Consider the following 24703-nt stretch of genomic DNA (forward strand, 5'->3'; position numbering starts at 1 on the left):
CCAATTTAAACCGATTTATGACGGTTCGAATGTGTCAAAGCGCGGTGATGGCGAGGACGGCGACAAGCAGAGCGGCAAGCGCGCAATTGATACCGATCGCAACAAGGCGGCGGCGGTTTTCCTGAGCGGCGGCCATGGCGATGGCGCGGGCGGGACAGCGTCTTTCAGACATGCGGTGAAACTCCGTTACGCAAGAACAGAAACCCCGGATGATCCGGCCAGCCGGCCCACATCATGTTGCCTCCCTGATGCGGGAAACGCCGACATTCCCGCAGCATCCGCCGCGAGGTCTTAACGGGCGGTAAAGACCGTATCGCTATTCCTGCGCGAGAAATTCAGGCATTCAGGCCAGCGGCGTGGCCGGATGCCCAGGCCCACTGGAAATTGTATCCACCGAGCCAGCCGGTCACATCGACCGCCTCGCCGATGAAATAGAGCCCCGGCACCGCCTTGGCCGCCATGCTGCGGGAATCGAGCGAGGCCGTATCGATGCCGCCGAGTGTGACTTCCGCCGTACGGTAGCCTTCGGAACCCGGCGGACGGAAACGCCAGTCGCGCAGTTTCTGCACGAGTGCCTCGATGCGTTTTCCCGGCTGCTCGGCGAGCGTGCCGTCGATGCCGAGATCGCTGACGAGAAGCTGCGCCAGCTTCCTGGGGATATGATCGGCAAGCACCGTCTGCACCGCCTGCCGGCCGTTCTGCTTGCGGGCGGCGGCGATGATGGTTGCGAAGTCGAGATCCGGGCGGATGTGCAGCGAGATCTCCTCGCCTTCGCGCCAATAGGAGGAAATCTGCAGGATGGCCGGGCCGCTGAGACCGCGATGCGTGAAGAGCGCCGCTTCCGCAAATTCCGTCTTGCCGTGGCTGGCGATGACATCCACGGCGACGCCGGGCAGGCCTTCATGCGCGGCAAGCGTTGCCGGATCGAGCATCAGCGGCACGAGGCCGGCGCGGGTTTCCGTCACCGGCAGACCGAACTGCTCGGCGATGCGATAGGCGAAACCCGTCGCGCCCATTTTCGGGATCGACTTGCCGCCGGTGGCGATCACCAGCGAGGCCGCCTCGATCTGGCCGTGCTCCGTGGCAATGCGGAAGGAATGGCCGTCATGTGCGATGTCGGTGATGACGGTCGAAAGACGCAGCTCCGCACCCGCCACCTTCATCTCGGACAGCAGCATGGCGATGATGTCCTTCGCCGAATTGTCGCAGAACAGCTGGCCCAGCGTCTTTTCATGCCAGGGGATGCGATGTCGTTCGACGAGATCGAGGAAATCGCGCGGCGTGTAGCGGGCGAGCGCCGACTTGGCGAAATGCGGATTGGCCGAAATGAAATTCTTCGGCCCGGCATGGATATTGGTGAAGTTGCAGCGCCCGCCGCCGGAGATGCGGATCTTCTCGCCCGGTGCCTTCGCATGGTCGAGCACCAGCACGCGGCGGCCCCGCCTGCCCGCTTCGATGGCGCACATCATGCCTGCCGCACCGGCCCCGATAATGACGACGTCCCGCCGTTCTGCCACGTCCAAAATCCCCGTTCGCCTCTCCTTTCTGCTATCGCGCGAGAAAGTCAATCGGGACACAAAAAACAAAAAATACCGCAGAAATCGCGTTTTCTACCCCCCGGGGGGAGCTAGCCAAGGTCTATTCTGTGGCTATGATGACGCCATCGTCAACAAACCCGGTGTGTCATGCCGTCCAAAAAGAAAGTCGTTACCCCTACCATCGAGAAAGCCGTACGCTCTGGAAAAGTACCTCCCTCCATCAGCGTGCCACGAGGGGTAAAGACCTGGAAGGACGCCGCAGACTGGCTTCGAGCCCGCGGTATCGAGGATATCGAATGCATCACGCCTGACCTTGCAGGCGTCCCGCGCGGGAAGATGATGCCGTCGTCGAAATTCACCTCGAACACCTCGCTGGCGCTGCCTTCCGCCCTCTACCGCCACACGATCTCGGGCGACTACCCGGAAGAAACCGGCAATTTCCGCTATGAGCCGCGTGACAGCGATCTCAAGCTGCTGCCGGATCTTTCCACGCTTTCCGTCGTGCCGTGGGAGACCGATCCGACCGCGCAGGTCATCTGCGACATCGTCGGCTCGACAGGCGAAAGCGTGCCCTATACGCCGCGCAACGTTCTGAAGAACGTCGTGCAGATGTATCGCGACCGCGGCTGGAAGCCGGTCGTCGCGCCGGAAATCGAGTTCTACCTCGTCGCCATGAACGAGGACCCGGACTATCCGCTGCATCCGCCGAAGGGCCGGTCCGGCCGCGCCATCCAGGGCGGCCAGGGCTATTCCATCGCTGGCATCAACGAGTTCGACGAACTGATCGACGACATCTACCATTTCTCGGAAAAGCAGGGTCTCGAGATCGACACCCTGATCCACGAGGAAGGTCCGGCACAGCTCGAAATCAACCTGCGCCACGGCGATCCGATCGAACTGGCCGACCAGGTGTTCCTGTTCAAGCGCACGATCCGCGAGGCCGCGCTGAAGCACGGCATCTACGCCACCTTCATGGCCAAGCCCATGCAGGGCCAGGCGGGATCGGCCATGCACATCCACCAGTCGGTGGTGGAGATAGAGACGGGCAAGAACGTCTTCTCCAATCCGGACGGCTCGCCCTCGAAGGAGTTCTTCCACTTCATCGGCGGCATGCAGGCCTATGTGCCGAAGACGCTCGTCATGATGGCGCCCTATGTGAACTCCTATCGTCGCCTGACCCCGGAAATGTCGGCGCCGGTCAACAATGCATGGGGCTACGACAACCGCACCACCGCTTTCCGCATCCCGGTTTCGGATGCCGCGGCGCGGCGCGTCGAGAACCGCCTGCCGGGTTCGGATGCCAATCCGTATCTGGCGCTTGCGGCCTCGCTCGGCTGCGGCCTGCTCGGCATCATGAACCAGGTCGAACCGAGCCCGCCGACGGAAGACACCGCCAATGAAGGGTCGATCGACCTGCCGCGCGGCCTTCTTGAAGCCGTCTCCCTACTGGAATCGGATCCGGCCCTGGCGGAGGTCCTGAGCGCGGAGTTCATCGGGCTCTATGCCGGCGTCAAGCGCGGCGAGTTCGAGACCTTCATGCAGGTGATCAGCCCCTGGGAACGCGAGTTCCTGCTGCTCAACGTCTGAGCGCTCAGGCGGTCCGGGCCGCCGAAACGATCAGTCCCTGAGAAGCGGCCGGCGCCCCGGCGCGCCGCCGCACCCTCCTGACCGAATGAGTGTGCGCAATGCCCTGGCAAAGCCCGATTTCCCCCGGCGTCTCCTGGTATGAGGCCAGTGTCGGCGACCGTCCCGAATATGCCCCGCTCGACGGCTCCGTCGAGACCGATGTCGCCATTGTCGGCGGCGGCTTCACCGGCCTCCAGGCCGCCTACAATCTCGCGAAGAAGGGCGTGCGCGTCACGCTCGTCGAGGCCCACCGCTTTGGCGACGGTGCGTCGGGCCGCAATGGCGGCCAGCTCGGCACCGGCCAGCGCTCCGACGCGGAAACGCTCGAGGCCGAACTCGGCTTCGAACGCGCCAAGGCGCTGTTCGATCTTGCGGAAAACGCCAAGCAGCACATCCACGATTTCGCTGCCGCACATAACGTCGAGATCGACTACGTGCCCGGCCAGCTCAATGTCAGCCACAAGGCGAGCTACGAGAAGGAATTTCGCGATCATATCGAGATCGCTGCGACACGCTTCGGCTACAAGCATCTGAGCTATATGGACCGGGCGGAGACGGAACAGCGCGTCGGTTCGAAACGCTTCTTCTTCGGCATGCGCGATGTCGGCACCGGCCATATTCACCCCATGAAACTTGTCGTCGGCGTCGCCCGTGCGGCGCAGGCCGCCGGCGCAAGCCTGCACGAAAAAACCCCGGCCCTGAAAATCGAGCGAACGGGCGGCAAGGCAGTCATCACCACCGCGAAAGGCACGATCCGTGCCGACCGGGCGTTGATCTGCTGCAATGCCTATATCGGCAATCTCGAACCGAAGACGGCATCGCACGTCATGCCGATCCGCTCCTTCATCGGCGCGACCGTGCCGCTCGACAAGTTCCCGTCGGTCATTCCAGGCGGGGAGGCGATTGCCGATACGCGCTTCGTCGTGCGCTATTTCCGCAAGACCCGCGACGGCCGCCTGCTGTTTGGCGGGCGCGAGGCCTACTCGGAAAATCTCGACGACATGACGCCGCCGATCCGCCGGCAGATCGAGGAGGTCTATCCGGAGCTGAAGGGCATCGAGCTCACCCATGCCTGGGGCGGTTCCGTCGGCATCACCATGCCGCGCAAACCCTATGTCCGCGAAGTCATGCCCGGCATCACGACGATCGGCGGTTATTCCGGCCATGGCGTCATGCTGTCAAACTATTGTGGCAAGCTCTATGCCGAGGACGTGACCGGCGGCAGTGCGGAACTCGACGAGCTGAAGGCCCTGAAAATCCCGGCCTTCCCCGGAGGCTCGAGGTTCCGTTCGCCACTTCTGTTTCTCGCCATGACGTGGTACGCGCTACGCGACAGGCTCTGATCGACACGGAAGCATCGATTTTGTTGCGTTGCACGCTGGTGTTTTTAAATCGATTAGATTATAACGCCCGACAACAGAACGAGATCGAGATATCCGATGAGCAGCCAGATCATTCCTGTTGAACCCTTCGACTATGTCGTCTTTGGCGGAACCGGCGACCTTGCGGAACGCAAGCTCCTCCCGGCCCTCTACCACAGGCAGCTCGCGGGCCAGCTCTCCGACCCGACGCGCATCATCGGCGCGTCGCGTACGGCCTTCACAGATGCGGAATACCGCAAGTTCGCCGTCGACGCGCTGAAGGAGCACCTCAAGCCCAGCGAATTCGACGACGAGCAGATCAAGACGTTCTGCGACCGGCTGTTCTATGTCGCCGTCGATGCCAAGTCCGACAACGGCTGGGACAAGCTGAAGGACTTGCTCGACGAGGGCAAGGAGCGCGTGCGCGCCTTCTATCTCGCCGTCGCGCCGGCGATCTTCGGCGACATCTCGGAAAAGATCCGCGACCATAAACTCATCACGAAGCACACCCGCATCGTCGTCGAAAAGCCGATCGGCCGCGACCTTGCCTCCGCCAACGAGCTGAACAACACCATCGGCAAGGTGTTCCGCGAAGAGCAGATCTTCCGCATCGACCACTATCTCGGCAAGGAGACGGTGCAGAACCTGATGGCGCTGCGCTTTGCCAATGCGCTCTATGAGCCGCTGTGGAACTCCGCCCATATCGACCACGTACAGATCACGGTCGCCGAAGCCGTCGGCCTGGAAAGCCGTGCCGGCTACTATGACAAGGCCGGCGCGCTGCGCGACATGGTGCAGAACCACATTCTCCAGCTGCTCTGCCTTGTCGCCATGGAAGTGCCCTCCTCCATGGACGCCGAAGCCGTGCGCGACGAAAAGCTGAAAGTGCTGCGCGCGCTGAAGCCGATCGACCAGTACAATGTCGAGCGCCTGACGGTGCGCGGCCAGTACCGGGCCGGTGCCTCGGCTGGCGGCCCGGTCAAGGGCTATCTGGAAGAGCTGGAAGGCGGCGTCTCCAACACGGAAACCTTCGTCGCCATCAAGGCCGAAATCGGCAACTGGCGCTGGGCGGGCGTGCCCTTCTACATCCGCACCGGCAAGCGGCTTGCCGCCCGCATGTCGGAGATCGTCATCACCTTCAAGCCGATCCCGCATTCGATCTTCGACCCTTCGGCGGGCCGCATCGAAGCCAACCAGCTCATCATCCGCCTGCAGCCGGATGAAGGCGTCAAGCAGTCGCTGATGATCAAGGATCCGGGTCCGGGCGGCATGCGCCTGCGCAACGTCTCGCTCGACATGAGCTTCGCCGAGGCCTTTGACGCCCGCAACGCCGACGCCTACGAGCGCCTATTGCTCGACGTCGTCCGGAACAACCAGACGCTCTTCATGCGCCGCGACGAAGTGGAAGCCGCGTGGCGCTGGGTCGATCCGATCCTCAAGGCCTGGGAAGCAACCGGCCAGCAGGCACAGGGCTATACAGCGGGAACCTGGGGCCCGAGCCAGTCGATTGCGCTCATCGAGCGTGACGGCCGCACCTGGCATGAATCGTAAGGAAGCCCGATGAGCGTGAATTTCCATGAATTCGAGGATGGTGTGGCGCTCGCCGAAGAGTTGGCGGACCGCGTGTCCGCGACGCTTTCCGACGCCATCTCTGCCCGTGGCACGGCAACCATCGCCGTGTCGGGCGGCTCGACGCCGAAGGCCTTCTTCAAGACGCTCTCGACCCGAGACATCGACTGGGCCAAGGTGACGGTCACGCTTGTCGACGAACGTTTCGTACCGGCCGACAATCCGCGCTCGAACCACCTGCTCGTTTGCGAGAACCTGCTTCAGAACAAGGCGAAAGCTGCGAATTTCCTTCCGCTCTACCGGGATGCCGGCAGCGCGGAAGAGGCTGCACAGATCGTCTCGGCCGATGCCGCTTCGCTCGGCGCGCCCTTCGATGTCGCGATCCTCGGCATGGGAACGGACGGGCATACGGCTTCGTTCTTCCCCCGGGGCAGCAATCTTGCGGAAGCGATCTCGGCCACTACACCGCGTGGCGTGATCACCATGGAAGCCGAGGGTGCCGGCGAAACCCGCCTCACCTTCACCTTTGCCAGCCTTCAGGATGCCCGCCTTCTGGTGCTGCATATCGAAGGCCAAGGCAAGAAGGACGTTCTGGCCGCCGCAGAAGCAGACGGCCCCGAAACCGACATGCCGATCCGCGCCATTCTCCGGCGCGCGGCAACACCTGTCGATATCTACTGGGCACCCTAGAGCATTGTCCGACGCCGAAGCGAAATCGCTTCGGCTTTGAATGCTCTGGAGTACGTCCAGCCGGCTGAAGCCGAACATGCCCGGCGCCTGGCGCCGTTCAACCGCGGATGGCGCAGCGCTCCCGCTCGCTTTGCCGTGCAAAAATGCAATCGAGGAAGTCAGGATAGCTCCCATGTCCGCCGACAAACGCATCGAAGCCATCACCGCCCGCATCGTCGAACGCTCCAAGCCGCACCGCGAGCCCTATCTCGGCCGCGTCCGCGCCGCCATCTCCAAAGGCGTGCACCGCTCGATCCTCTCCTGCGGCAACCTTGCGCACGGCTTTGCGGTCTGTTCCCCCGCCGAGAAGGACGCGCTCGCCGGCGACCGCGTTCCGAACCTCGGCATCATCACCTCCTATAACGACATGCTCTCGGCCCATCAGCCGTTCGAGACCTATCCAGCCCTCATCCGCGACGCCGCCCGGGAAGCCGGCGGCGTGGCGCAGGTGGCGGGCGGCGTGCCCGCCATGTGTGACGGCGTCACCCAGGGCCAGCCGGGCATGGAACTCTCGCTGTTCTCGCGCGACCTGATCGCCATGGCGGCCGGCGTCGGCCTGTCGCACAACATGTTCGACTCGGTCGTCTATCTCGGCGTCTGCGACAAGATCGTTCCCGGTCTGACCATCGCCGCGCTGACCTTCGGTCATCTGCCCGCCGTGTTCATTCCCGCCGGCCCAATGACTTCCGGTCTGCCTAACGACGAAAAGGCACGCGTCCGCCAGCTCTTCGCCGAGGGCAAGGCTGGCCGCGCCGAACTGCTCGAGGCCGAATCCAAGTCCTATCACGGCCCCGGCACCTGTACGTTCTACGGCACGGCGAACTCCAACCAGATGCTGATGGAGATCATGGGCTTTCACATGCCCGGTGCCTCCTTCATCAATCCCGGCACGCCGCTGCGCGACGCGCTGACCAAGGAAGCCGCCAGGCGGGCGCTGGCCATTACCGCGCAAGGCAACGAATTCACGCCGGCCGGCGAGATGATCGACGAGCGCTCCGTCGTCAACGGCGTCGTCGGCCTGCATGCCACGGGCGGTTCGACCAACCACACGCTGCACCTCATCGCCATGGCGCGCGCCGCCGGCATCGTTCTGACCTGGCAGGATATTTCCGAACTGTCCGACGTCGTGCCGCTGCTGGCCCGCGTCTATCCGAACGGCCTTGCCGACGTGAACCATTTCCACGCGGCCGGCGGCATGGGCTTCCTCATCCAGGAACTGCTCAAGACTGGCATGCTGCATGACGATGTTCGCACGGTCTACGGCCAGGGCCTCAAGGCCTATACGGTCGATGCCCGGCTGGGCGAAAACGGCGCTGTCGTGCGTGATCAGTCGCCGAAGGTCAGCCACGACCCGAAGGTGCTTGCCAATATCGAGACGCCCTTCCAGCCGACCGGCGGCCTGAAGATGCTGAGCGGCAATATCGGCAAGGCGGTCATCAAGATTTCTGCCGTCAAGCCGGAACGCCACGTCATTGAAGCGCCGGCCAAGGTCTTCCACGACCAGTTGGAGCTCAATGCCGCCTTCAAGGCCGGCGAGCTCACGGGTGATTTCATCGCCGTCGTGCGCTTCCAGGGACCGAAATCGAACGGCATGCCGGAACTGCACAAGCTGACCACCGTGCTCGGCATTTTGCAGGACCGCGGCCAGCGCGTGGCACTGCTCACCGACGGCCGCATGTCCGGCGCCTCCGGCAAGGTCCCGGCCGCCATCCATGTCACGCCCGAGGCGGTCGACAACGGTCCGATCGGCCGCATCCAGAACGGCGACAGGATCCGGCTGGATGCCACCCATGGCACGATCGAGGTGCTGGTGGATGCCGCCGCATTTGCCGCCCGCCCGCAGGCCTCGGCCGATCTCTCGGGTAACGAATTCGGCATGGGTCGCGAGCTCTTTGCCCCCTTCCGTGCCATTGCGGGTCCGGCGGATCACGGAGCGAGCGTGCTCTTCGCGTAAAGCAAAAGCTTTGGGCAGACCCGCATCACACCCGCAACGTCATCCTCGGCCTTGAGCCGAGGATCCACAACCACAAATGAGGGCGTGCCGTGTGGATGGATGCTCGGGTCAAGCCCGAGCATGACGGAGGAGAGGTCGCACCAAGTTCGGCAACCGGCAGACATAAAATGAGGGGCGTTTCGCCCCTCTTTTCGTCTCAGCTGTATATATCCAGCGTCCGGCCCTGATGGTTGCGGTGCGTCGAATAGACGAAGATGCGCTGCAGGTCCTTGTCGGACAGCAGACGCAGGAAGCGGGCTTCCACCACGTCATTGGGATAGACGCGCTGGGTCAGGCAGCCGATCATCGGCAGGCGGGCGCTGACGATGTCGAGATAGAAGTTGCGCGGTAGCTGGAACTTCGTCGTCATGGTGATGACGGCACCGCTACGCGACAGCTTGACGATCAAGCCGCGGCGGGAGACGAGATTGACGAGGCCGCCATTCTCGGTGAACTCAATACGCGCCTCGTTACAGGTGTCCTCCATCGGGAAACTCTTTTCCCGATCATACATGAAGGACTCTTCCTTGTTCAGGTAGTTGTTGCGCGGTACTTGACCCATGCCCATTTTGCCTGCCCCCGGCATTCTCACTTTTCGAAAAAAGCGTAGGGAGCAAGACTTAACATCGGGTTGAGCGGCAGGGCTAAATCCTGCCGCTCGGACGCGAAATCAGACGGCGCGATAGCTCTGCCCGGCCGCATTGAACAGGTGCAGCTTGGTCTTGTCGGCGGTGAAACGCACCTTTTCTCCCCGCTTGATATCGAGAATGCCGGGGATCTTGGCGATGATCGGCTCGTTGGCAACGAGACCATCGATATAGAGCAGCGTCACCTCGCCAAGCGCCTCGACGATGGACACCGTGCCCTCGAACAGAAAATCCTCGCCGGTGGTAATCTGCAGGTCTTCCGGCCGCACACCGAAGCTCGCCGTCTTGCCGACTTCAGAAGCCGCCGTCGGGATATCGACGCTGGAGACGCGACCGCCCGTCAGCTCGACCGAGGTTGCGGCACCGGCCGCAGTCACCTTCGCCGGGATGATGTTCATGGCCGGCGAGCCGATGAAGCGGGCGACGAAGAGATTGGCTGGTCGCTCATAGAGTTCCAGCGGCGGGCCGACTTGCTCGATATGGCCGGCCGAGAGCACGACGATGCGGTCGGCGAGCGTCATCGCCTCCACCTGGTCGTGCGTCACGTAGATCATGGTGGTATCGGCCATCTGCTCGTTGAGCTTGGCGATCTCGATGCGGGTCGCCACGCGCAGCGCCGCGTCGAGGTTAGACAAGGGCTCGTCGAACAGGAAGACCTTGGGGTTGCGGCAGATGGCGCGGCCAATGGCGACGCGCTGGCGCTGGCCGCCCGAGAGCGCCTTGGGCAGGCGGTCGAGATACTTCGTGAGCTGGAGGATTTCGCCCGCCGAGCGCACCCGGCGGTCGATCTCCTCCTTGCTCTCGCCGGCGATCCGCATGCCGAAGGCCATGTTGTCGTAGACGGTCATGTGGGGGTAGAGCGCGTAGGACTGGAACACCATGGCGATGCCGCGCTTCGAGGGCGGCACGTCGTTGACGCGCTCGCCATCGATCGTCATGTCACCGCCGGTGATCTCCTCCAGGCCGGCGATCATGCGCAGCAGCGTCGACTTCCCGCAGCCGGACGGGCCGACGAAGACGATGAACTCGCCCTGCTTGATATCGAGATCGATGCCGTGGATCACATCCACCGCGCCGTAGGATTTGCGGATATCCTTGAGAACCAGCCCTGTCATGCTCTTACCTCCCCAATAGTTTTTGACCGATCAAGAAAAGCGGGCGAAGAAGCCGCTCCAGGCCGGAAGTTCGATAGTTTCCTCATGCATGATGCTGCCGAAGCCATGGCCTTCGAGCACCTCCAGCTGGCCTGCCGGAAGATCGGCAAGGCGGGCGATCGGGCTCATGTTGAAGGCGCAGAAAACCTTCTCGTTGCCGTGCGTGCGCACGAAGGAGAGGATCGCGCCTTCGGCCGACTGGAAGTCGATCTCGCCCTTGACCAGCGCCACATGCTCCTTGCGGAAAGCCAGGAAGCGGCGGTAATGCGCCAGCACCGAAGCCGCATCGCCCTCCTGCACGCTGACGGCGCGCTCCAGATGCACGTCTGGAACGGGAAGCCACGGCTTGCCCTGGCTGAAGCCACCGGACTGCTTGTCGCTCTCCCAGACCATCGGCGTGCGGCAACCGTCGCGGCCCTTGAAATCCGGCCAGAACTGAATGCCGTAGGGATCCTGAAGGTCCTCATAGGCAAGCTCCGCCTCCGGCAGCGCCAGCTCCTCGCCCTGATAGATGCAGACGGAACCGCGCAGCGACATCAAGAGGCTCGCGAGCAGCTTGGCGTGGGCCTCGTGGTCGGTGACCGCATTGCCCCAGCGGCTGACATGGCGCATCACGTCATGGTTGGAGAAGGCCCAGCAGACCCAGCCTTCGGGTGCCGCCTTTTCCAGTGCATGCTGCGTCTCGGCGACGAAGGCCGGCGTCAGCGGGTCGGGCGCCAGGAATTCGAAGGCATAGCACATATGCATCTTGTCGCCGCCGGACGTGTATTCGCCGGCGATCTCCAGACCGCGCTGGCTGTCGCCCACCTCGCCCACGGCGGCGATTGCCGGGAACTCTTCCATGACCGCGCGGAAGCGCTTGAGGAATTCCAGGTTCTCCGGCTGGTTCTTGTCGTAGATATGTTCCTGGTAGTTATAGGGGTTTACGGCCGGCGCCGTCTGCGCATTGCGCCGCTCGGGGGCGAGCGACGGGTTGTCCCGCAGTTCCTTGTCGTGGAAGTAGAAGTTGATCGTGTCCAAGCGGAAGCCATCGACGCCGCGCTCCAGCCAGAAGCGGGCGACCGAGAGCAGCGCGTCCTGAACCTCCGGATTATGGAGATTGAGGTCCGGCTGCGACGTCAAAAAATTGTGCATGTAATATTGCAGGCGCGTCGGGTCCCACTGCCAGGCGGAACCGCCGAAGATCGACAGCCAGTTGTTCGGTGGCGTGCCGTCCGGCTTCGAGTCCGACCAGACATACCAGTCCGCCTTGGGGTTGGTGCGGCGCGATCGGCTTTCGACGAACCACGGATGTTTGTCGGAGGTGTGCGACAGGACCAGGTCGATCATGACGCGGATGTTGAGGCGGTGCGCCTCGGCGATCAGCGCATCGAAATCGGCAAGTTCGCCGAAGATCGGATCGACATCCTGATAATCGGAGACGTCGTAGCCGAAATCCTTCATCGGCGAGGTGAAGAAGGGCGAAATCCAGATCGCATCCGCGCCCAGCGAAGCGACATGGGCCAGCCGCTCGGTGATGCCCTTGAGGTCGCCGATGCCATCGCCATTGGTATCCTGGAACGAGCGCGGATAGATCTGGTAGATCACCGCGCCACGCCACCAGTCCTTGTCCGGGATGAGAAGGGTGGAATCCGACGTCGTCGTCATTCTGGTATTTCCTGTTTACTTGGGAGACATCAACCGCCCTTGACCGAACCCGACAGCAGACCGCGCACGAGATAGCGCTGCAGGCTGAAGAACACGATGAGGGGCACGATGATGGTGATGAAGGCGGAGGCCGTGAGGATTTCCCAGTTGCCGCCGCGCGAGCCGAGCAGGTTCACCAGGCGTCCGGTCAGCACCAGCTCGTCATTGCCCGTGCCGAGGAAGACCATGGCGACGAGCAGGTCGTTCCAGGTCCACAGGAACTGGAAGATGGAGAACGAGGCGAGCGCCGGGAAGGAGAGCGGCAGGATGATCTTCACGAAGATATCGAAATCCGAGGCGCCGTCGACGCGGGCGGATTCCAGGATCTCGCGCGGCAGGCCGGCCATATAGTTGCGCAGCAGATAGACCGCGAGCGGCAGGCCGAAGCCCATATGGGCGAGCCATATGCCGACATAGGTTTTCGCGGGAACGCCGAAGAAGGCGCCGACACCGTTATAGAGCTTCAGGAGCGGGATCAGCGACATCTGCAACGGCACGACGAGCAGGCCGACGATGACGGCAATCAGGATTGCCCGGCCGGGAAACGGCATCCAGGCGAGCGCATAGGCGCAGAAGGCGGCAACGAGGATCGGGATGATCGTCGAGGGGATCGCCACCGTCAGCGAATTGATGAAGGACGAGCCGATACCGGCAGCGTTCAGCACTTCGCGATAGTTGTCGAGCGTGAAGCGCGGCGGCACGGAAGCCGTATAGAAGATGCGCTGGCCGCGCGTGCCTTCCATCCTGGTCGGCGAGACGATCTGGTAGCTGCCGTCCTCGTTGACGGTGAGCGTCTGGCCGTCACCCAGATCGGCGGGCTTGCCGGCTTCGAAGGCAGACGGCTGCAAAGGACGCACGCCGAAGGCCGAGACCTTGGCAGTGTCGCCTTCGAGGAGTTTGCCCTCAATGACGAACTTGCCATCCTTCTCGACCTGCGCTTCGGGCGAAGCCGCGCGACCGGTCAGGTTCTGCGAGGAGGTGGAGAGCGCCGTCCACCAGCCGGAGACGGCGAGCTGGTCCTTGTCGCGCAGCGAGGAAATCAGCAGGCCTGCGGTCGGGAGCGTCCAGAGGGCGACGAGCAACAGGACGGAAATATGGACGACGATGATGAGCGGCGAACGGGCGGAAGCAATCATCTCAGCGCTCCATTTCCTTGGTGGCGTTGCGGATGTTCCAGATCATGATCGGAACGACCAGGATCATGATGACGACGGCAATGGACGCGCCGCGCCCGAAATCGCCGCCGCCGCGGAACATCCAGTCGAACATTAGGTTCGCCAGAACCTGCGTCTGCCATTGCCCGTTGGTCATGGCGAGCACGATGTCGAAGACCTTGAGGACGAGAATGGTGATGGTCGTCCAGACCACGGCGATCGTGCCCCAGATCTGCGGCACCATGATCTTGAAGAAGATCTGCAGGCCGTTCGCGCCATCGATGACAGCCGCCTCGATGGTTTCCTCGGGAATGCCACGCAGTGCCGCCGAGAGGATGACCATGGCGAAGCCGGTCTGGATCCAGATCAGGATGACCATCAGGAAGAAGTTGTTCCAGAAGGGAATGGTCATCCACGCCTCGGGCTGGCCGCCCATGGCCACCACGATGGCGTTGAGAATGCCGATCTGCTCGGAGCCTTCCGAGCGGTAGTCGTAGACGAACTTCCAGATGACGGCGGCGCCGACAAAGGAGATCGCCATCGGCATGAAGATCAGGGTCTTTGCGATATTGCCCCACCAGATGCGATCGGTCAGCGCCGCGATGACAAGGCCGAAGAAGGTGGAGAGCGCCGGCACCACGAGGAGCCAGAGGAAGTTGTTGAAGATCGACTGACGGAATTCGCCGTCGTTGAACATCCAGACGAAATTGCTGAAGCCGACAAACTGCTGGCCAGAGCGGTCATGGAAGGCGAGCCGGACGGACTCGAAGACCGGATAGACCAGGTAGATGGCGAGCGCGAAAAGCGCCGGTGCCATGAACAGCCAGGGCCTGATGGCATTGGTGATGCGCAGGTTTTGCGATGCCTGCGCGCCCGTCATCCCTTTCGAGGGGAAAATCTTGTCGAGCAGCCAGTTCGTTCCGAAGAAATAGGCGGCGCAGGCGAGCACGCCCCCCACCATCGTGAAAATGGCGAATAACAATTGCTGCATGGCAGTTCCTCCCCAGGAATGCTTCCCCTGACGCTGTTTTCCACGCGCAGTCCGGACCTTGAGAGACACAAGGGGCGCTCACGCGGCTTGCACCGCATGGTCCGGCTGCATGTGGGCATACTTGGGAAAACCGGCGGGTAAAACCCGCCGGTTCGCCAGGATGTTACTTGATGGCGTCCCAGGCCTTCTGGACACCGCCGGCGACATCAGCCGCGGACTTGCCGCCGACGAAGTCGACCATGCCCGTCCAGAACGCGCCCGCACCGATCTTGCCCGGCATCAGGTCGGAACCGTCGAAGCGGAAGGTCGTCGAGTTCAGCAGGATTTCACCCTGCTTCTTCATCGGACCGTTGGCATAGGCTTCCTTGTTGGCGCTCTTGTAGGGCGTCAGGAAGCTCGTCTGGGCCATCCAGACTTCGTGGGCGATCGGCGTCTTCAGGAATTCGATGAAGGCGCGCGAGGCCGGCGTGTCCTTGGTGATCATGGCGAGCGTGCCGGCACCGAGAACCGGATTGCCGAGTTCCGGCTTGCTGGCATAGGGCGGCATGTAGAAGAAATCAGCGTCTTCGCCGACAACCGTACCCTCAGGGAAGAAGGATGGGATGAACGAGGCCTGGTGGTGCAGATAGCACTTCGGCGGCGAGGCGAAGAGGCCCTTCGGGCTGTCGCGGAAGTCGGTGGAGGCCACGGCAGCCGCGCCGCCATCGACGAACTTGTCATTCTTGGCAAACCAGCCGAATTCATCCAGCGCGCCGACGACGGACGCATCCGTGAACGGGATCTCGTTCTTTACCCACTTGTCGTAGGTTTCGGGCGAAGCCGTGCGCAGCATCAGGTCTTCGACCCAGTCGGTCGCCGGCCAGCCGGTGGCGCCGCCCGAACCCAGACCGATGCACCACGGCGTACCACCATCGGCGACGATCTTTTCCGTCAGCGCCTTCAGGTCTTCCATGGTCTTCGGCACTTCGTAGCCGGCGTCTTCGAAGTTTTCCGGCACGTACCAGACGAGCGACTTCACGTCGATCTTGTAGGGGAAGGCATAGAGCGCGGCATTCCCGTCCTTGCCCTTGTACGTCGAAAGATCGACCCAGGACTGGCCGGCGGCGTAGTTGTCGAGAAGCCATTTCTGGGTCTCGTCGCCGAGCGGCGTCAGGTAACCCTTGGACGCGAGGTCGGCGATGAGGCCCGGCTGCGGGAGGATGGCGACATCAGGCGGGCTGCCGGCCTGGGTGTCGATGACGATCTGCTGTTCGTAGTTTTCCGAGGAGGAGTATTTCAGATCGACGCCCGTCGCTTCGACGAAATAGGCATAGACATTCTTGAAGAGGGCTTCGTCTTCGCCGCGCCAGGGACCGAAGATGGTCAGCGTCTGGCCCTTGAGGTCATGGCCCTTCTTGAAGTCTTCAAAGCTCTGCCAGTTGAATTTCGAATCCTCGCCGGGCTTGAACTTCAAATCGGCAGCGGCAGCGCCGCCCGCCATCAGAAGCGCCAGCGCAGCCGTCATCAGCAATGTCTTTTTCACGTGATTTGCCTCCCATAGCAAACCCACCCTCCCGGGGCAGGCATTCTCTAAAATACCCCAAAATTCAAAGCGCTTTGGATTTCCTTTCATCCCATTTCCCCCTCACCCTCGTCAAGTACCCCCAAATCATTTCAAACAAAAACGCCGCCCCTGATGCAGTGCAGCGTAGTTTTGCGCCGCAAAATGACCAAATCCGCTTTTCTGGAAGGAATTGCTGATGTTAGATGCCAAAACGCTTTGGAGAGAAAATCGGGAACGTCAACGCACAACACCCAAAGCGCTTTTAATGTTTCAAGAAAGCTAAGCATGTGAATCTCAAGCAGTTATCGCAATTGCTGGGTCTGTCGCAGACAACCGTCAGCAGAGCGCTGAACGGCTATCCGGAAGTCAATGCCGAGACCCGCCAGCGGGTTCTCGATGCCGTTCGGGAGACAGGCTACCGCCCCAACCGCGCCGCGCAGCGCCTTGCGACCGGCCGCGCCGGCTCGATCGGCCTGGTCATGCCGACCGCCGACGGCATCGAGTCCGACGTGCATTTCGGCGAATTCCTGGCCGGCCTCGGCGATGAGGCGGTCAAGCACGATTTCCACTTTGTCATCAATCCGAGCCACCCGGAGGACGAGGTGGCGACCTGCCGGCGGCTGGTGGCCAGCGGCAATGTCGATGCCCTGTTCCTCGCCTATATGCGCGAGAAGGATCCGCGCATCGCGATGATGAAGTCGCTGAAGACGCCTTTCGTCGTGCATGGCCGCTCGATGGGCATCGCGACGGACTATCCCTATCTCGACATCGACAACACGGGCGCCTTTTACGATGCCGCGCGGCTGCTCGCGCAGCTCGGCCATCGGCATGTCGCCCTGATCAACGGTCCGAGCCACCTCACCTTCGCAATTCGTCGGACGAAAGGCACGGTGCGTGCATTGACCGAGCACGGCCTCGTGCTGCGCGATGAATGCAATTCGAACTCGCAGATGACCGACGAACATGGGTTTCGCGCCATGGAACGCTTTCTGCAGCTCGCAACGCCACCGACGGCCGTGCTGTGTTCCAGTACGGTCCTGGCGCTCGGCGCCGTGCGCGCGATCAACCAGGCGGGATTGAAACTCGGCTCGGACATCTCATTGATCGCCCATGACGACGTGTTGCCGATGTTGAAGCCGGAGAATTTCATGGTGCCGCTCACGACGACGCGCTCATCGCTGCGCGGCGCCGGACAGCGCATCGCGCGACGGTTGATCGCGGATATTCTGCAGCTGGAAGCCCTTCCACAGCAGGAGCTCTGGAAAACGGACCTCATCGTGCGCGCCTCGACCGGCCCCGCACCGGCAGGCAAATAAAAAGGCGCCGCGTGGGCGCCTTTTGGTCTGGCGATCAGAATTTCGGCGGGGTCCTGCCAGCCTTGCGATAGGCGGCAATGACGGTGTTGGCCATCAGCATGGCGATCGTCATCGGGCCGACGCCGCCCGGAACCGGCGTGATGACGCCGGCCACCTTGGCGCATTCGTCATAGGCGACATCGCCCACGAGGCGCGACTTGCCCTCGCCTCTTTCCGGTGCCGGGATGCGATTGATCCCGACGTCGATGACCGTGGCGCCGGGCTTCACCCAATCCGCCTTCACCATTTCCGGGCGGCCGACCGCGGCCACGAGAATGTCAGCATTGCGGCAGACACCGGCGAGGTCCCTGGTCCGAGAGTGGGCCGTCGTTACTGTCGCGTTGGCGGCCAGCAGCAGCGCCGACATCGGCTTGCCGAAGAGATTGGAGCGGCCAATCACCACCGAGTTGAGACCCGAGAGGTCTTCCCCGTGGGTACGGCGCACGAACACCATAGCGCCGGCCGGCGTACAGGAAACGAGACCGCCGTCGAGATCACCAGTCGCGACCTTGCCGGCATTGACGACGTGCAGGCCGTCGACGTCCTTTTCAGGCCTGATCGACTGGATGATCGGATCGGAGTTCAGATGCCTCGGCAGCGGCAGCTGCACGAGGATGCCGTGGATGCTCTCGTCGGCGTTCAACGTCTCGACGAGGGCCGCAAGCTCGTCCTGCGTGGTTGCCTCGGGCAGTGTGTGCTGAATGGAGTTGAAACCGCATTCCTTGGCCATGCGGCTTTTCGCAGAGACATAGGCATGGCTCGCAGGGTCCTCACCGACGATGACGACGGCAAGGCCGGGCTTGAAACCGGCATCCTTTTCCAGCGCCGCGGTTGCGGACTTCACGGCGTCGGTGACGGAAGCGGCAACCTGCTTGCCATCGATAATGGTGGTCACATTACTCTCCCTGAATGAATTGCGCCCACTTTAGGGGCGCGTTCGCGTGATGGGATGGCCTCTTAACGCCCTATGCTGTCCCAAACACATAATTTCAAGCGTCCCGTTTCGCAAACAACCGGCCCAATTCGTTAACACCCGTTTTCCTGTCACCCGTGAAAGAGGTTTCCGGGCGCGTGAAAGAACCCGTCAAATCTCGGGAAAAGTCTTTTTTTGAAGCACCCTCTGCAAATCTTTTCGCTTCGAAGCCGGGCACGGCGCCACATCCAATGGAATAAAATCTATTGTTTTCAGCTTGATAGAGTACAGGTGGGACATATGGTTAGCAAAACATGAAGATACCGGATCACCTTCTAGCGAATTCCTTAAAAGCCCTTTCAGGCGCGCTTGTTACACCGGCTTCAGCAACACAAGTATTGCGGGAGCAGCATGAAGCCCTTTCCCACATTCCCCAACGAATACGCCAGCCGCCGAGCCATGACGGCCGGCCGGTCCGGTCGCCAGACGCGCGGTGTTGCCGCTCAAGGAGCCCTGTCATGAACCTCGTGTCAGGCAATATCGTCAGCGCACAGCGCGACATTCTCGGCCTTCCCGTCTGCGATCTCGGCTGGGCGGACGCCTTCGCCTTTGCCGAAGAGGTCGCGACGATGCCTTTCGGCCAGACCGTGATCGCCTTCATCAACGCCAACAACGCGAACCTGATGATGCGTGACGGGGAGTATCGCGCCGTGCTCGAGCGCCAGGTCGTTTTCCCTGATGGCCACGGCGTCGATATCGCATCCATGGTCTTCCATGGCCGCAAATTTCCGGCAAACCTCAACGGCACGGATTTCGTGCCGGCCCTGCTGACCTACATCACCAAGCCGATGCGCGTCGCGCTGATCGGCACGCGGCCCTCGACGCTGAAGCGTGCAACGGAAAACTTCCGGCACCATGCGCCCTGGCACGATTTCATCCCGATTTCCGACGGCTTCTTCGACCGCGCGAAATCCGATGAGATCATGGAGCAGGTGCGCGAGGCCAATATCGACATCCTCCTGGTCGCCATGGGCAGCCCCGCGCAGGAAAAATGGATCGACCGCCATGTCGGCCCGGGCCATGCACGGCTGGTGCTGAGCGTCGGAGCTCTGTTCGACTTCGTGGCTGGCGACGTGCGCCGTGCGCCGCTCGGTATCCGCAAACTGCGTCTGGAATGGCTCTACCGGCTCGTGCAGGAACCCAAGCGGCTCTGGCGGCGCTATGTGATCGGCAATCCCCTCTTCCTCTATCACGTCATGCGCTACAAGCTGTCCGGCATGGTGGTGAAGCGTACAGTCGATGAAACGGCAGAAGCCGGCACGCGATAGGCGGCCGGCTTCTTCAAAAATTGCCTCAACTCAGCGGCGGATCTAGTGTCCGCCGCTTTTTTCTGCCGGCTTCACCTCGGGCACCTCGCCCTTCAGGAGCGTAACGCCCTTCTTGGGCGCGGGGTCCTCGACGGAAGCGGTGGTGATATAGTCGATTTGCTCGACATAGACCTCGGCAATGACCTCCGCGCCGAAACGGCGGTTGAGGCCTTCCTTCACGACGCCCCTGAAGGCCTCGAGGTCGAAATTGCCGGTTGCGGTCACATCGATCATCTTCTTGCCGACGAGCAGCGTGTAGAGCTCATCCGTGATCATCTGCGGCAGCGGCACGACCTGCTTGGCCGCCAGCTCCTTGTTCGCCTTGTAGGCGAGCTTGGTGAGCAGATAGCCGTTGACACCATCTTCCCCGATGACCGGCAATGTCGTCGTGTAGCCGGAGACGAATTCCATCGCGGCCTCGCGCGCGGCCGCTTCCGTATCGACCTTGGGGGCCGAGGCCATCTTCAGCGAGAAATAGACCGCCGCGAGCGTGATCGCGAGGACCCAGACGCCGGTGCCGATAAGCTTGATCATGTCCCGTAACCCAGACGGAACTGTTCCTGCGAATAGGTGCCGTCAGCCTCGAGGTCCTGCACCGCGTTCTTCAGGATGGCAACAACCTCACGCACGGCGTCGAGATGAGCCGAGACACGCTGGGCGTTGGTGGCAAGCTTTTCGCGCATGCGGCCGAGCTGCGGCGAGAAGCTGGCAGGAACCTCTTCCGGGCGCACGTCGCGCGTCAGCATGGCCAGCTCATAAAGGCAGCGGCTCTTGTGGGCATTCGACGTCGGCAGATCGAAATCGGGATCGTGGCCGATATTGTCGTTCTCGTTGTCGATGATGGTTTCAAGCCGACCGAGCACAGAGCGGATTCGGATTTCGTTGCTTGCCTGTTCCATTTTATTGTTCTCCGCTTATGCCGTTTTCTTGTGTTCTTTGATGCCGGGCGTCAGGTCGGCAAAGGCTTCCCGCTGCAAGGCCTGGATCATGCCGGAGGCGATACGGTCGGGATCATTCTCCTTGGCGCCGCCCGAGATGCCGCTCTTCTTGGCGAGCGCCTCGGCAATGCCGATGCCGCCGCCCTTGCCGAGCGCTTCACCCAGCTGATCGGCCATCATGCCGCGCCACATTTCGCCGGCGGTACCTTCGCCATAGACCTGCTCGCTTTCGGTCGGCATCATCGATTTCACGAAGTTCTGCAGAACCATCGTCTCGAACTTGCGCAGGTGTTCCGGCACGGCCTTGCTGCCGACGGCGGACACGGCGTTCGACGACGCGGTGGCGCCGGCGGAATCACGATTGAGAATAGTGCCGACGGCGGCCTGGAATCCGGCGCCCGCTTCGGCAAGGCTTGTCGCTTCGAAGGAAGCGCGGTTCGATTTCAGCTTGGCTTGCGCTTCCTGAACCTGGGTCGGATCGGCAGCGCGCACGACGTCGAGCACCAGATCGCTGGGGGGAGTAATTGCCACGTCTCAAAGCCTTTCAGGTAAATCCTGCGAGCCGGACCCGTCCTCATGGCGGTCCGCCGGCCTCATGACCATCGGGACATCGATCTACCCGCGCTGCATATCGCAGCCGCTTCGGCAAACCTCTTCATCGTCCGTGAGGGAGACTATCGCTGCTCAACCTTACGGGAGGCTGGTGGCGGATGACGAAGTCGTGACGGCGGCACGTCCGGAATCCAATTTGAGGCAAGCTTGACCAGCCACGCGCGAAAATGCCTTGTCGTTCCAAAGACTTGCGAACGACCTCAGTCGTCGCCGCCCTTGTAGGCGATGTGCTGGTCGATCAGATCGTAGATGGCGTCATCCGCAGCCTCGCGCTCTTCGGCGCTGCGGGCCTCCTTCATATTGTCTTCCATACGGTCGCCCTTGGTGCGCTCCCGCACCACACGCATCTCATGCATCTGCTGGACGTTGGCCAGCATCTGGTCCTGCTGCTGCAACCGGCTGTACTGGCCGGAATAGTGCCGCGAGAAGCTGCGATGCACCGGGTTCAGCGAATTGATCGCCTCGGCGACCGCGTCCATCGTCTCGGCCGCCTCCTGACGCTGGCGCGTGGTGTTGGCAAGATCGATCTCCGCCATCTTTTCGAGATGCCGCTGCACGGTGACGAGGCGCTTCAGCTTTTCCGACCGGCTCTGCGCCATCGCTATTCCCCCCTGAAGACCGGAATGAAGCCGCTTGCAAAAATCTCGAGCAGCGAGGAAATGCCGAAGTAGAGCAGGAACAGGCCACCCATGATGATGAAGGGCAGCGAAACGAAATAGATCGGGATCTGCGGTGCAAGCTTGTTGACGAGACCGACGGAGATGTTGAACACCAGACCATAGAGAATGAAGGGGCTCGCCAGCCGCAGCATGATCATGAAGGTCTGGCTGAGCGTATCGGTGAGCGTGATCAGCGCGCTCTGCGGATTGAAGCCGGCGCCGATCGGCATGACATTGTAGGATTCGATCAATGCCCGCATGACGACATGGTGGAAATCCAGCATGAAGAGCACAAGCAGGCCGGCAAAGGACAAGAGGTTGGTCAGCTGGTTTTCCGCGGTGTCTTCCAGGACATCCGGCGTCGGCGGTGCGTTGAACCCCATCATCATGGTCAGCACCGTGCCGGCGAACTGCAGGCCGAGAACATAATAGCGAGCGATGAGGCCGATCGCTGCACCCGTCAGCGTCTCGAAGACGATCATGCGGAGATAGCCGTCGAGATCACCGCTGGCGCGCGGATAGATGACATCCCACATGATCGGCAGCACGCCCATGGAGACCGCGACGGCGAGAAAGAGACGGATCTGGACCGAAATACGGGCCGAGGAAAAACCCGGCAGCAGCATGAAACACCCGCCGACACGGCAGAAGGCGGCGAACAGCGCCAGCACCGTGCCCTGCGGGTCCGTGATCATGAAATGGAGCCGAGGATCTTGATCTCGATGCCCTTGGCGAGCTCGACATGCGAGAGAACCGGCAATGTTGCAAAAAGACGTTCGATGATCATGCGCACATAAGAGCGGGATTCGGGCGATGTGACCAGTACAAAGGGCGTGCCGCGGTCGAGAAACTCGCGGATAACCCGCGTCGCCTGCTCGGAAAACTCTTCGAGCTGGCGCGGATCGATGTCGAACTCGACGATTTCGCCCTTCGAATCGCGCTTCAGCGCCTGGTGGAACACCATGTCCCACTTGTTGCCGAGACGCAGCACCGGCAGCACACCGTTGTCGGTCAGGTCGCCGCAGATCTGCTGCGCCATGCGGATGCGGACATGCTCGACGATCTGCTCGGTCTTGCGCACATGCGGCGCGAGTTCGGCGACGGCTTCGAGAATGAGATGCAGGTTGCGGATGGAGACGCGCTCGGCGAGCAGCAGCTTCAGCACGGCCTGCAGGCCGGAATAGGACATGTGCGACGAGCAAATCTCGTCGGCGAGCTTGCGATATTCCGGATCGAGACGCTCGATCAGCACCTTGACGTCCTTGTAGGACAGGAGTTGCGGCAGGTTGTTGCGGATGACTTCCGAGAGATGCGTGAGAACAACCGAGACGTTGTCGATCGGATGGAAGCCCTCGCGGCGCAGGTCCTCGGCAAAGGTTTCGAGGACCGATACCGCCGGCATGCCGAAGGCGGGTTCACGGATCTCGTCGCCCGGCACGCTCGGCTTGCGGCCGCCGCCCGTGACGACGAGGACTTCGCCGACGCGCACGATGTTGGAGGCGATCGTCGTGCCGTGAATGCGGATCTGGTAGGACTTGTCGGGAATGGCGATATCGTCGGAAACCTTGATTTCCGGAACGACGAAACCGTACTGGCCGGCGAACTTCTTGCGCATCTTGCCAACGCGAAACGCCAGCTCCTGATGGGCACCGAGAAGACGTGTGGAGACCTGCTTGCCAAGCAGGAGCTCGATCTCGGCGGTCTTGAGCACCGACTTAACCGAGTCCTTTTCCTGATCGCGAGTCGCCTGGACCTGCTGGGCTTCCGCGGCACGCTTGGCCTGGTTTTCCGCCTCGATGCGGCGCGGGATCATCCAGCCGCCAAAGGCCATGAGGCCGCCGAGCACCATGAAGGGCAGGAAAGGCAGGCCCGGCATGAGGGCGAGCATGATCATCAGGCCGGCGGCGACGAGCAATGCGCGCGGATAGCCGGAGAGCTGATTGACGACCGCCTGGTCGGTGGAACCCGAGGTGCCGCCGCGCGAAACGATGAGGCCCGCGGCGAGCGAGACGATGAGCGCCGGAATCTGCGAGACGAGACCGTCGCCGACCGAGAGCTTGACGAAGACGTCGGCCGCTTCCGAGAGCTCCATGCCATGACGGAAGTAGCCGATGATGATGCCGCCGAAGACATTGATGGCGGTGATGAGAAGGCCGGCAATGGCGTCGCCGCGCACGAACTTCGAGGCACCGTCCATCGAACCGAAGAACGAGCTTTCCTCTTCCAGTTCTCGGCGGCGCAGCTGCGCCTGCTTCTCGTCGATAAGGCCCGCCGACAGGTCGGCGTCGATCGACATCTGCTTCCCGGGGATCGCATCGAGGGTGAAGCGCGCGCCGACTTCCGCGATACGCGTCGCACCCTTGGTGATGACGATGAAGTTCACCACGATCAGGATCATGAAGACGATGATACCGATGACGAAGTCACCGGACATGACGAGGCTGGCAAAGCCGGCGATCACGCCGCCCGCCGCATCGTGCCCCTCGTTGCCATGCGAGAGGATGACGCGCGTCGTCGCAATGTTCAGAGACAGGCGCACCATGGTCGCGATGAGGAGAACCGTCGGGAACGACGAGAAATCGAGCGGACGCTGGATCCACAGCGCAACCATCAGGATCAGCACGGAAAAGGCGATCGAGAAGGCCAGGCCTATGTCGATCATGAAGGCCGGGATCGGCAGGAAGAGGATCGACAGGATCGTCAGGATGCCCACGGCGAACGCGACATCGCGGCCGCTGGGACTGACCTTCGGAAGGTTGATTGCCGGAACTTGCGCCATCGTTATGCTTCCCGTCTCGTCATGAGAGGCGGCGGCACAAAACACGTGTCGCCCATTTCATCCGATGACCTACAGGGCGAAGCTTGCGC

23 protein-coding genes are annotated in these 24703 nt (G+C 62.1%); 7 read left to right on the forward strand and 16 right to left on the reverse strand.

What is annotated here, in order from left to right; genetic code table 11:
• Positions 1 to 34: 34 nt before the first annotated feature.
• Entirely contained in the window at positions 35 to 172 is a 138-nt protein-coding gene (locus MUU55_RS11775) for a hypothetical protein (RefSeq protein ID WP_244760962.1), read from the reverse strand.
• A gap of 163 nt (positions 173 to 335) precedes the next feature.
• Positions 336 to 1517, reverse strand: a complete 1182-nt coding sequence (locus MUU55_RS11780) for a BaiN/RdsA family NAD(P)/FAD-dependent oxidoreductase (protein ID WP_244760963.1) — start codon at positions 1515 to 1517, stop codon at positions 336 to 338.
• 168 nt (positions 1518 to 1685) lie between these two features.
• Between MUU55_RS11780 and MUU55_RS11785 the strand changes: the two genes are divergently transcribed.
• The 5 genes from MUU55_RS11785 (at position 1686) to edd (ending at position 8777) form a co-directional block, all read left to right on the forward strand.
• On the forward strand, positions 1686 to 3125 hold the full coding sequence (locus MUU55_RS11785; protein ID WP_244760964.1) for a glutamine synthetase family protein: 1440 nt from the start codon (positions 1686 to 1688) through the stop codon (positions 3123 to 3125).
• A 98-nt stretch (positions 3126 to 3223) separates the two neighbouring features.
• Positions 3224 to 4507 (forward strand): NAD(P)/FAD-dependent oxidoreductase, encoded by a 1284-nt coding sequence (locus MUU55_RS11790; RefSeq protein ID WP_244760965.1) that lies wholly within the window; start codon positions 3224 to 3226, stop codon positions 4505 to 4507.
• Positions 4508 to 4603: 96 nt separating this feature from the next.
• Complete coding sequence (gene zwf, locus MUU55_RS11795) at positions 4604 to 6076, forward strand: glucose-6-phosphate dehydrogenase (RefSeq protein WP_244760966.1); 1473 nt, start codon at positions 4604 to 4606, stop codon at positions 6074 to 6076.
• Positions 6077 to 6085: 9 nt separating this feature from the next.
• A complete protein-coding gene (gene pgl, locus MUU55_RS11800) occupies positions 6086 to 6784 on the forward strand; it encodes a 6-phosphogluconolactonase (RefSeq protein WP_244760967.1) in 699 nt (232 codons plus the stop codon).
• Positions 6785 to 6956: 172 nt separating this feature from the next.
• Entirely contained in the window at positions 6957 to 8777 is a 1821-nt protein-coding gene (edd, locus tag MUU55_RS11805) for a phosphogluconate dehydratase (protein ID WP_244760968.1), read from the forward strand.
• Positions 8778 to 8973: 196 nt separating this feature from the next.
• Here edd and MUU55_RS11810 read toward each other — a convergent pair whose 3' ends face one another.
• From MUU55_RS11810 to MUU55_RS11840, 7 genes are all read right to left on the reverse strand, one after another.
• A complete protein-coding gene (locus tag MUU55_RS11810) occupies positions 8974 to 9384 on the reverse strand; it encodes a hypothetical protein (protein WP_244760969.1) in 411 nt (136 codons plus the stop codon).
• 102 nt (positions 9385 to 9486) lie between these two features.
• Positions 9487 to 10578, reverse strand: a complete 1092-nt coding sequence (locus MUU55_RS11815) for an ABC transporter ATP-binding protein (RefSeq protein ID WP_244760970.1) — start codon at positions 10576 to 10578, stop codon at positions 9487 to 9489.
• A 30-nt stretch (positions 10579 to 10608) separates the two neighbouring features.
• On the reverse strand, positions 10609 to 12264 hold the full coding sequence (gene bglA / locus MUU55_RS11820) for a beta-galactosidase BglA (protein ID WP_244760971.1): 1656 nt from the start codon (positions 12262 to 12264) through the stop codon (positions 10609 to 10611).
• A 29-nt stretch (positions 12265 to 12293) separates the two neighbouring features.
• On the reverse strand, positions 12294 to 13439 hold the full coding sequence (locus MUU55_RS11825; protein WP_244760972.1) for a carbohydrate ABC transporter permease: 1146 nt from the start codon (positions 13437 to 13439) through the stop codon (positions 12294 to 12296).
• 1 nt (position 13440) lies between these two features.
• Positions 13441 to 14448, reverse strand: coding sequence for a carbohydrate ABC transporter permease (locus MUU55_RS11830; protein WP_244760973.1), 1008 nt, complete (start codon positions 14446 to 14448; stop codon positions 13441 to 13443).
• Between the two features lie 163 nt (positions 14449 to 14611).
• Positions 14612 to 15952 carry an ABC transporter substrate-binding protein gene (locus tag MUU55_RS11835; RefSeq protein ID WP_280518950.1) on the reverse strand — a complete coding sequence of 447 codons (1341 nt, stop codon included), beginning with the start codon at positions 15950 to 15952 and terminating at the stop codon, positions 14612 to 14614.
• Positions 15953 to 16101: 149 nt separating this feature from the next.
• Positions 16102 to 16278, reverse strand: a complete 177-nt coding sequence (locus MUU55_RS11840) for a hypothetical protein (protein WP_244760975.1) — start codon at positions 16276 to 16278, stop codon at positions 16102 to 16104.
• Here MUU55_RS11840 and MUU55_RS11845 point away from each other — a divergent pair, their 5' ends adjacent.
• Entirely contained in the window at positions 16279 to 17307 is a 1029-nt protein-coding gene (locus MUU55_RS11845) for a substrate-binding domain-containing protein (RefSeq protein ID WP_244760976.1), read from the forward strand.
• A gap of 34 nt (positions 17308 to 17341) precedes the next feature.
• On the opposite strand, the gene folD is transcribed toward MUU55_RS11845, so the two are convergent.
• Positions 17342 to 18241 carry a bifunctional methylenetetrahydrofolate dehydrogenase/methenyltetrahydrofolate cyclohydrolase FolD gene (folD, locus tag MUU55_RS11850; protein ID WP_244760977.1) on the reverse strand — a complete coding sequence of 300 codons (900 nt, stop codon included), beginning with the start codon at positions 18239 to 18241 and terminating at the stop codon, positions 17342 to 17344.
• A 536-nt stretch (positions 18242 to 18777) separates the two neighbouring features.
• On the opposite strand from folD, the gene MUU55_RS11855 reads away from it, so the two are divergent.
• Positions 18778 to 19587 carry a WecB/TagA/CpsF family glycosyltransferase gene (locus MUU55_RS11855; RefSeq protein WP_244760978.1) on the forward strand — a complete coding sequence of 270 codons (810 nt, stop codon included), beginning with the start codon at positions 18778 to 18780 and terminating at the stop codon, positions 19585 to 19587.
• A gap of 42 nt (positions 19588 to 19629) precedes the next feature.
• On the opposite strand, the gene MUU55_RS11860 is transcribed toward MUU55_RS11855, so the two are convergent.
• From MUU55_RS11860 to flhA, 6 genes are all read right to left on the reverse strand, one after another.
• Positions 19630 to 20160: a hypothetical protein gene (locus MUU55_RS11860; protein WP_244760979.1), complete on the reverse strand. Its 531-nt coding sequence runs from the start codon at positions 20158 to 20160 to the stop codon at positions 19630 to 19632.
• A complete protein-coding gene (locus tag MUU55_RS11865) occupies positions 20157 to 20525 on the reverse strand; it encodes a hypothetical protein (protein ID WP_244760980.1) in 369 nt (122 codons plus the stop codon). The genes MUU55_RS11860 and MUU55_RS11865 overlap by 4 nt, the downstream gene beginning before the upstream one ends.
• A 15-nt stretch (positions 20526 to 20540) precedes the next feature.
• Complete coding sequence (locus MUU55_RS11870; RefSeq protein ID WP_244760981.1) at positions 20541 to 21095, reverse strand: rod-binding protein; 555 nt, start codon at positions 21093 to 21095, stop codon at positions 20541 to 20543.
• 281 nt (positions 21096 to 21376) lie between these two features.
• On the reverse strand, positions 21377 to 21775 hold the full coding sequence (locus tag MUU55_RS11875) for a hypothetical protein (protein WP_244760982.1): 399 nt from the start codon (positions 21773 to 21775) through the stop codon (positions 21377 to 21379).
• A gap of 2 nt (positions 21776 to 21777) precedes the next feature.
• Positions 21778 to 22530, reverse strand: a complete 753-nt coding sequence (gene fliR / locus MUU55_RS11880; protein WP_244760983.1) for a flagellar biosynthetic protein FliR — start codon at positions 22528 to 22530, stop codon at positions 21778 to 21780.
• Entirely contained in the window at positions 22527 to 24614 is a 2088-nt protein-coding gene (gene flhA, locus MUU55_RS11885) for a flagellar biosynthesis protein FlhA (protein ID WP_244760984.1), read from the reverse strand. The genes fliR and flhA overlap by 4 nt, the downstream gene beginning before the upstream one ends.
• Positions 24615 to 24703: the final 89 nt, after the last annotated feature.

The sequence above is a fragment of the Shinella curvata genome (assembly GCF_022899935.1).
Classification (GTDB): Bacteria; Pseudomonadota; Alphaproteobacteria; order Rhizobiales; family Rhizobiaceae; genus Shinella; species Shinella curvata.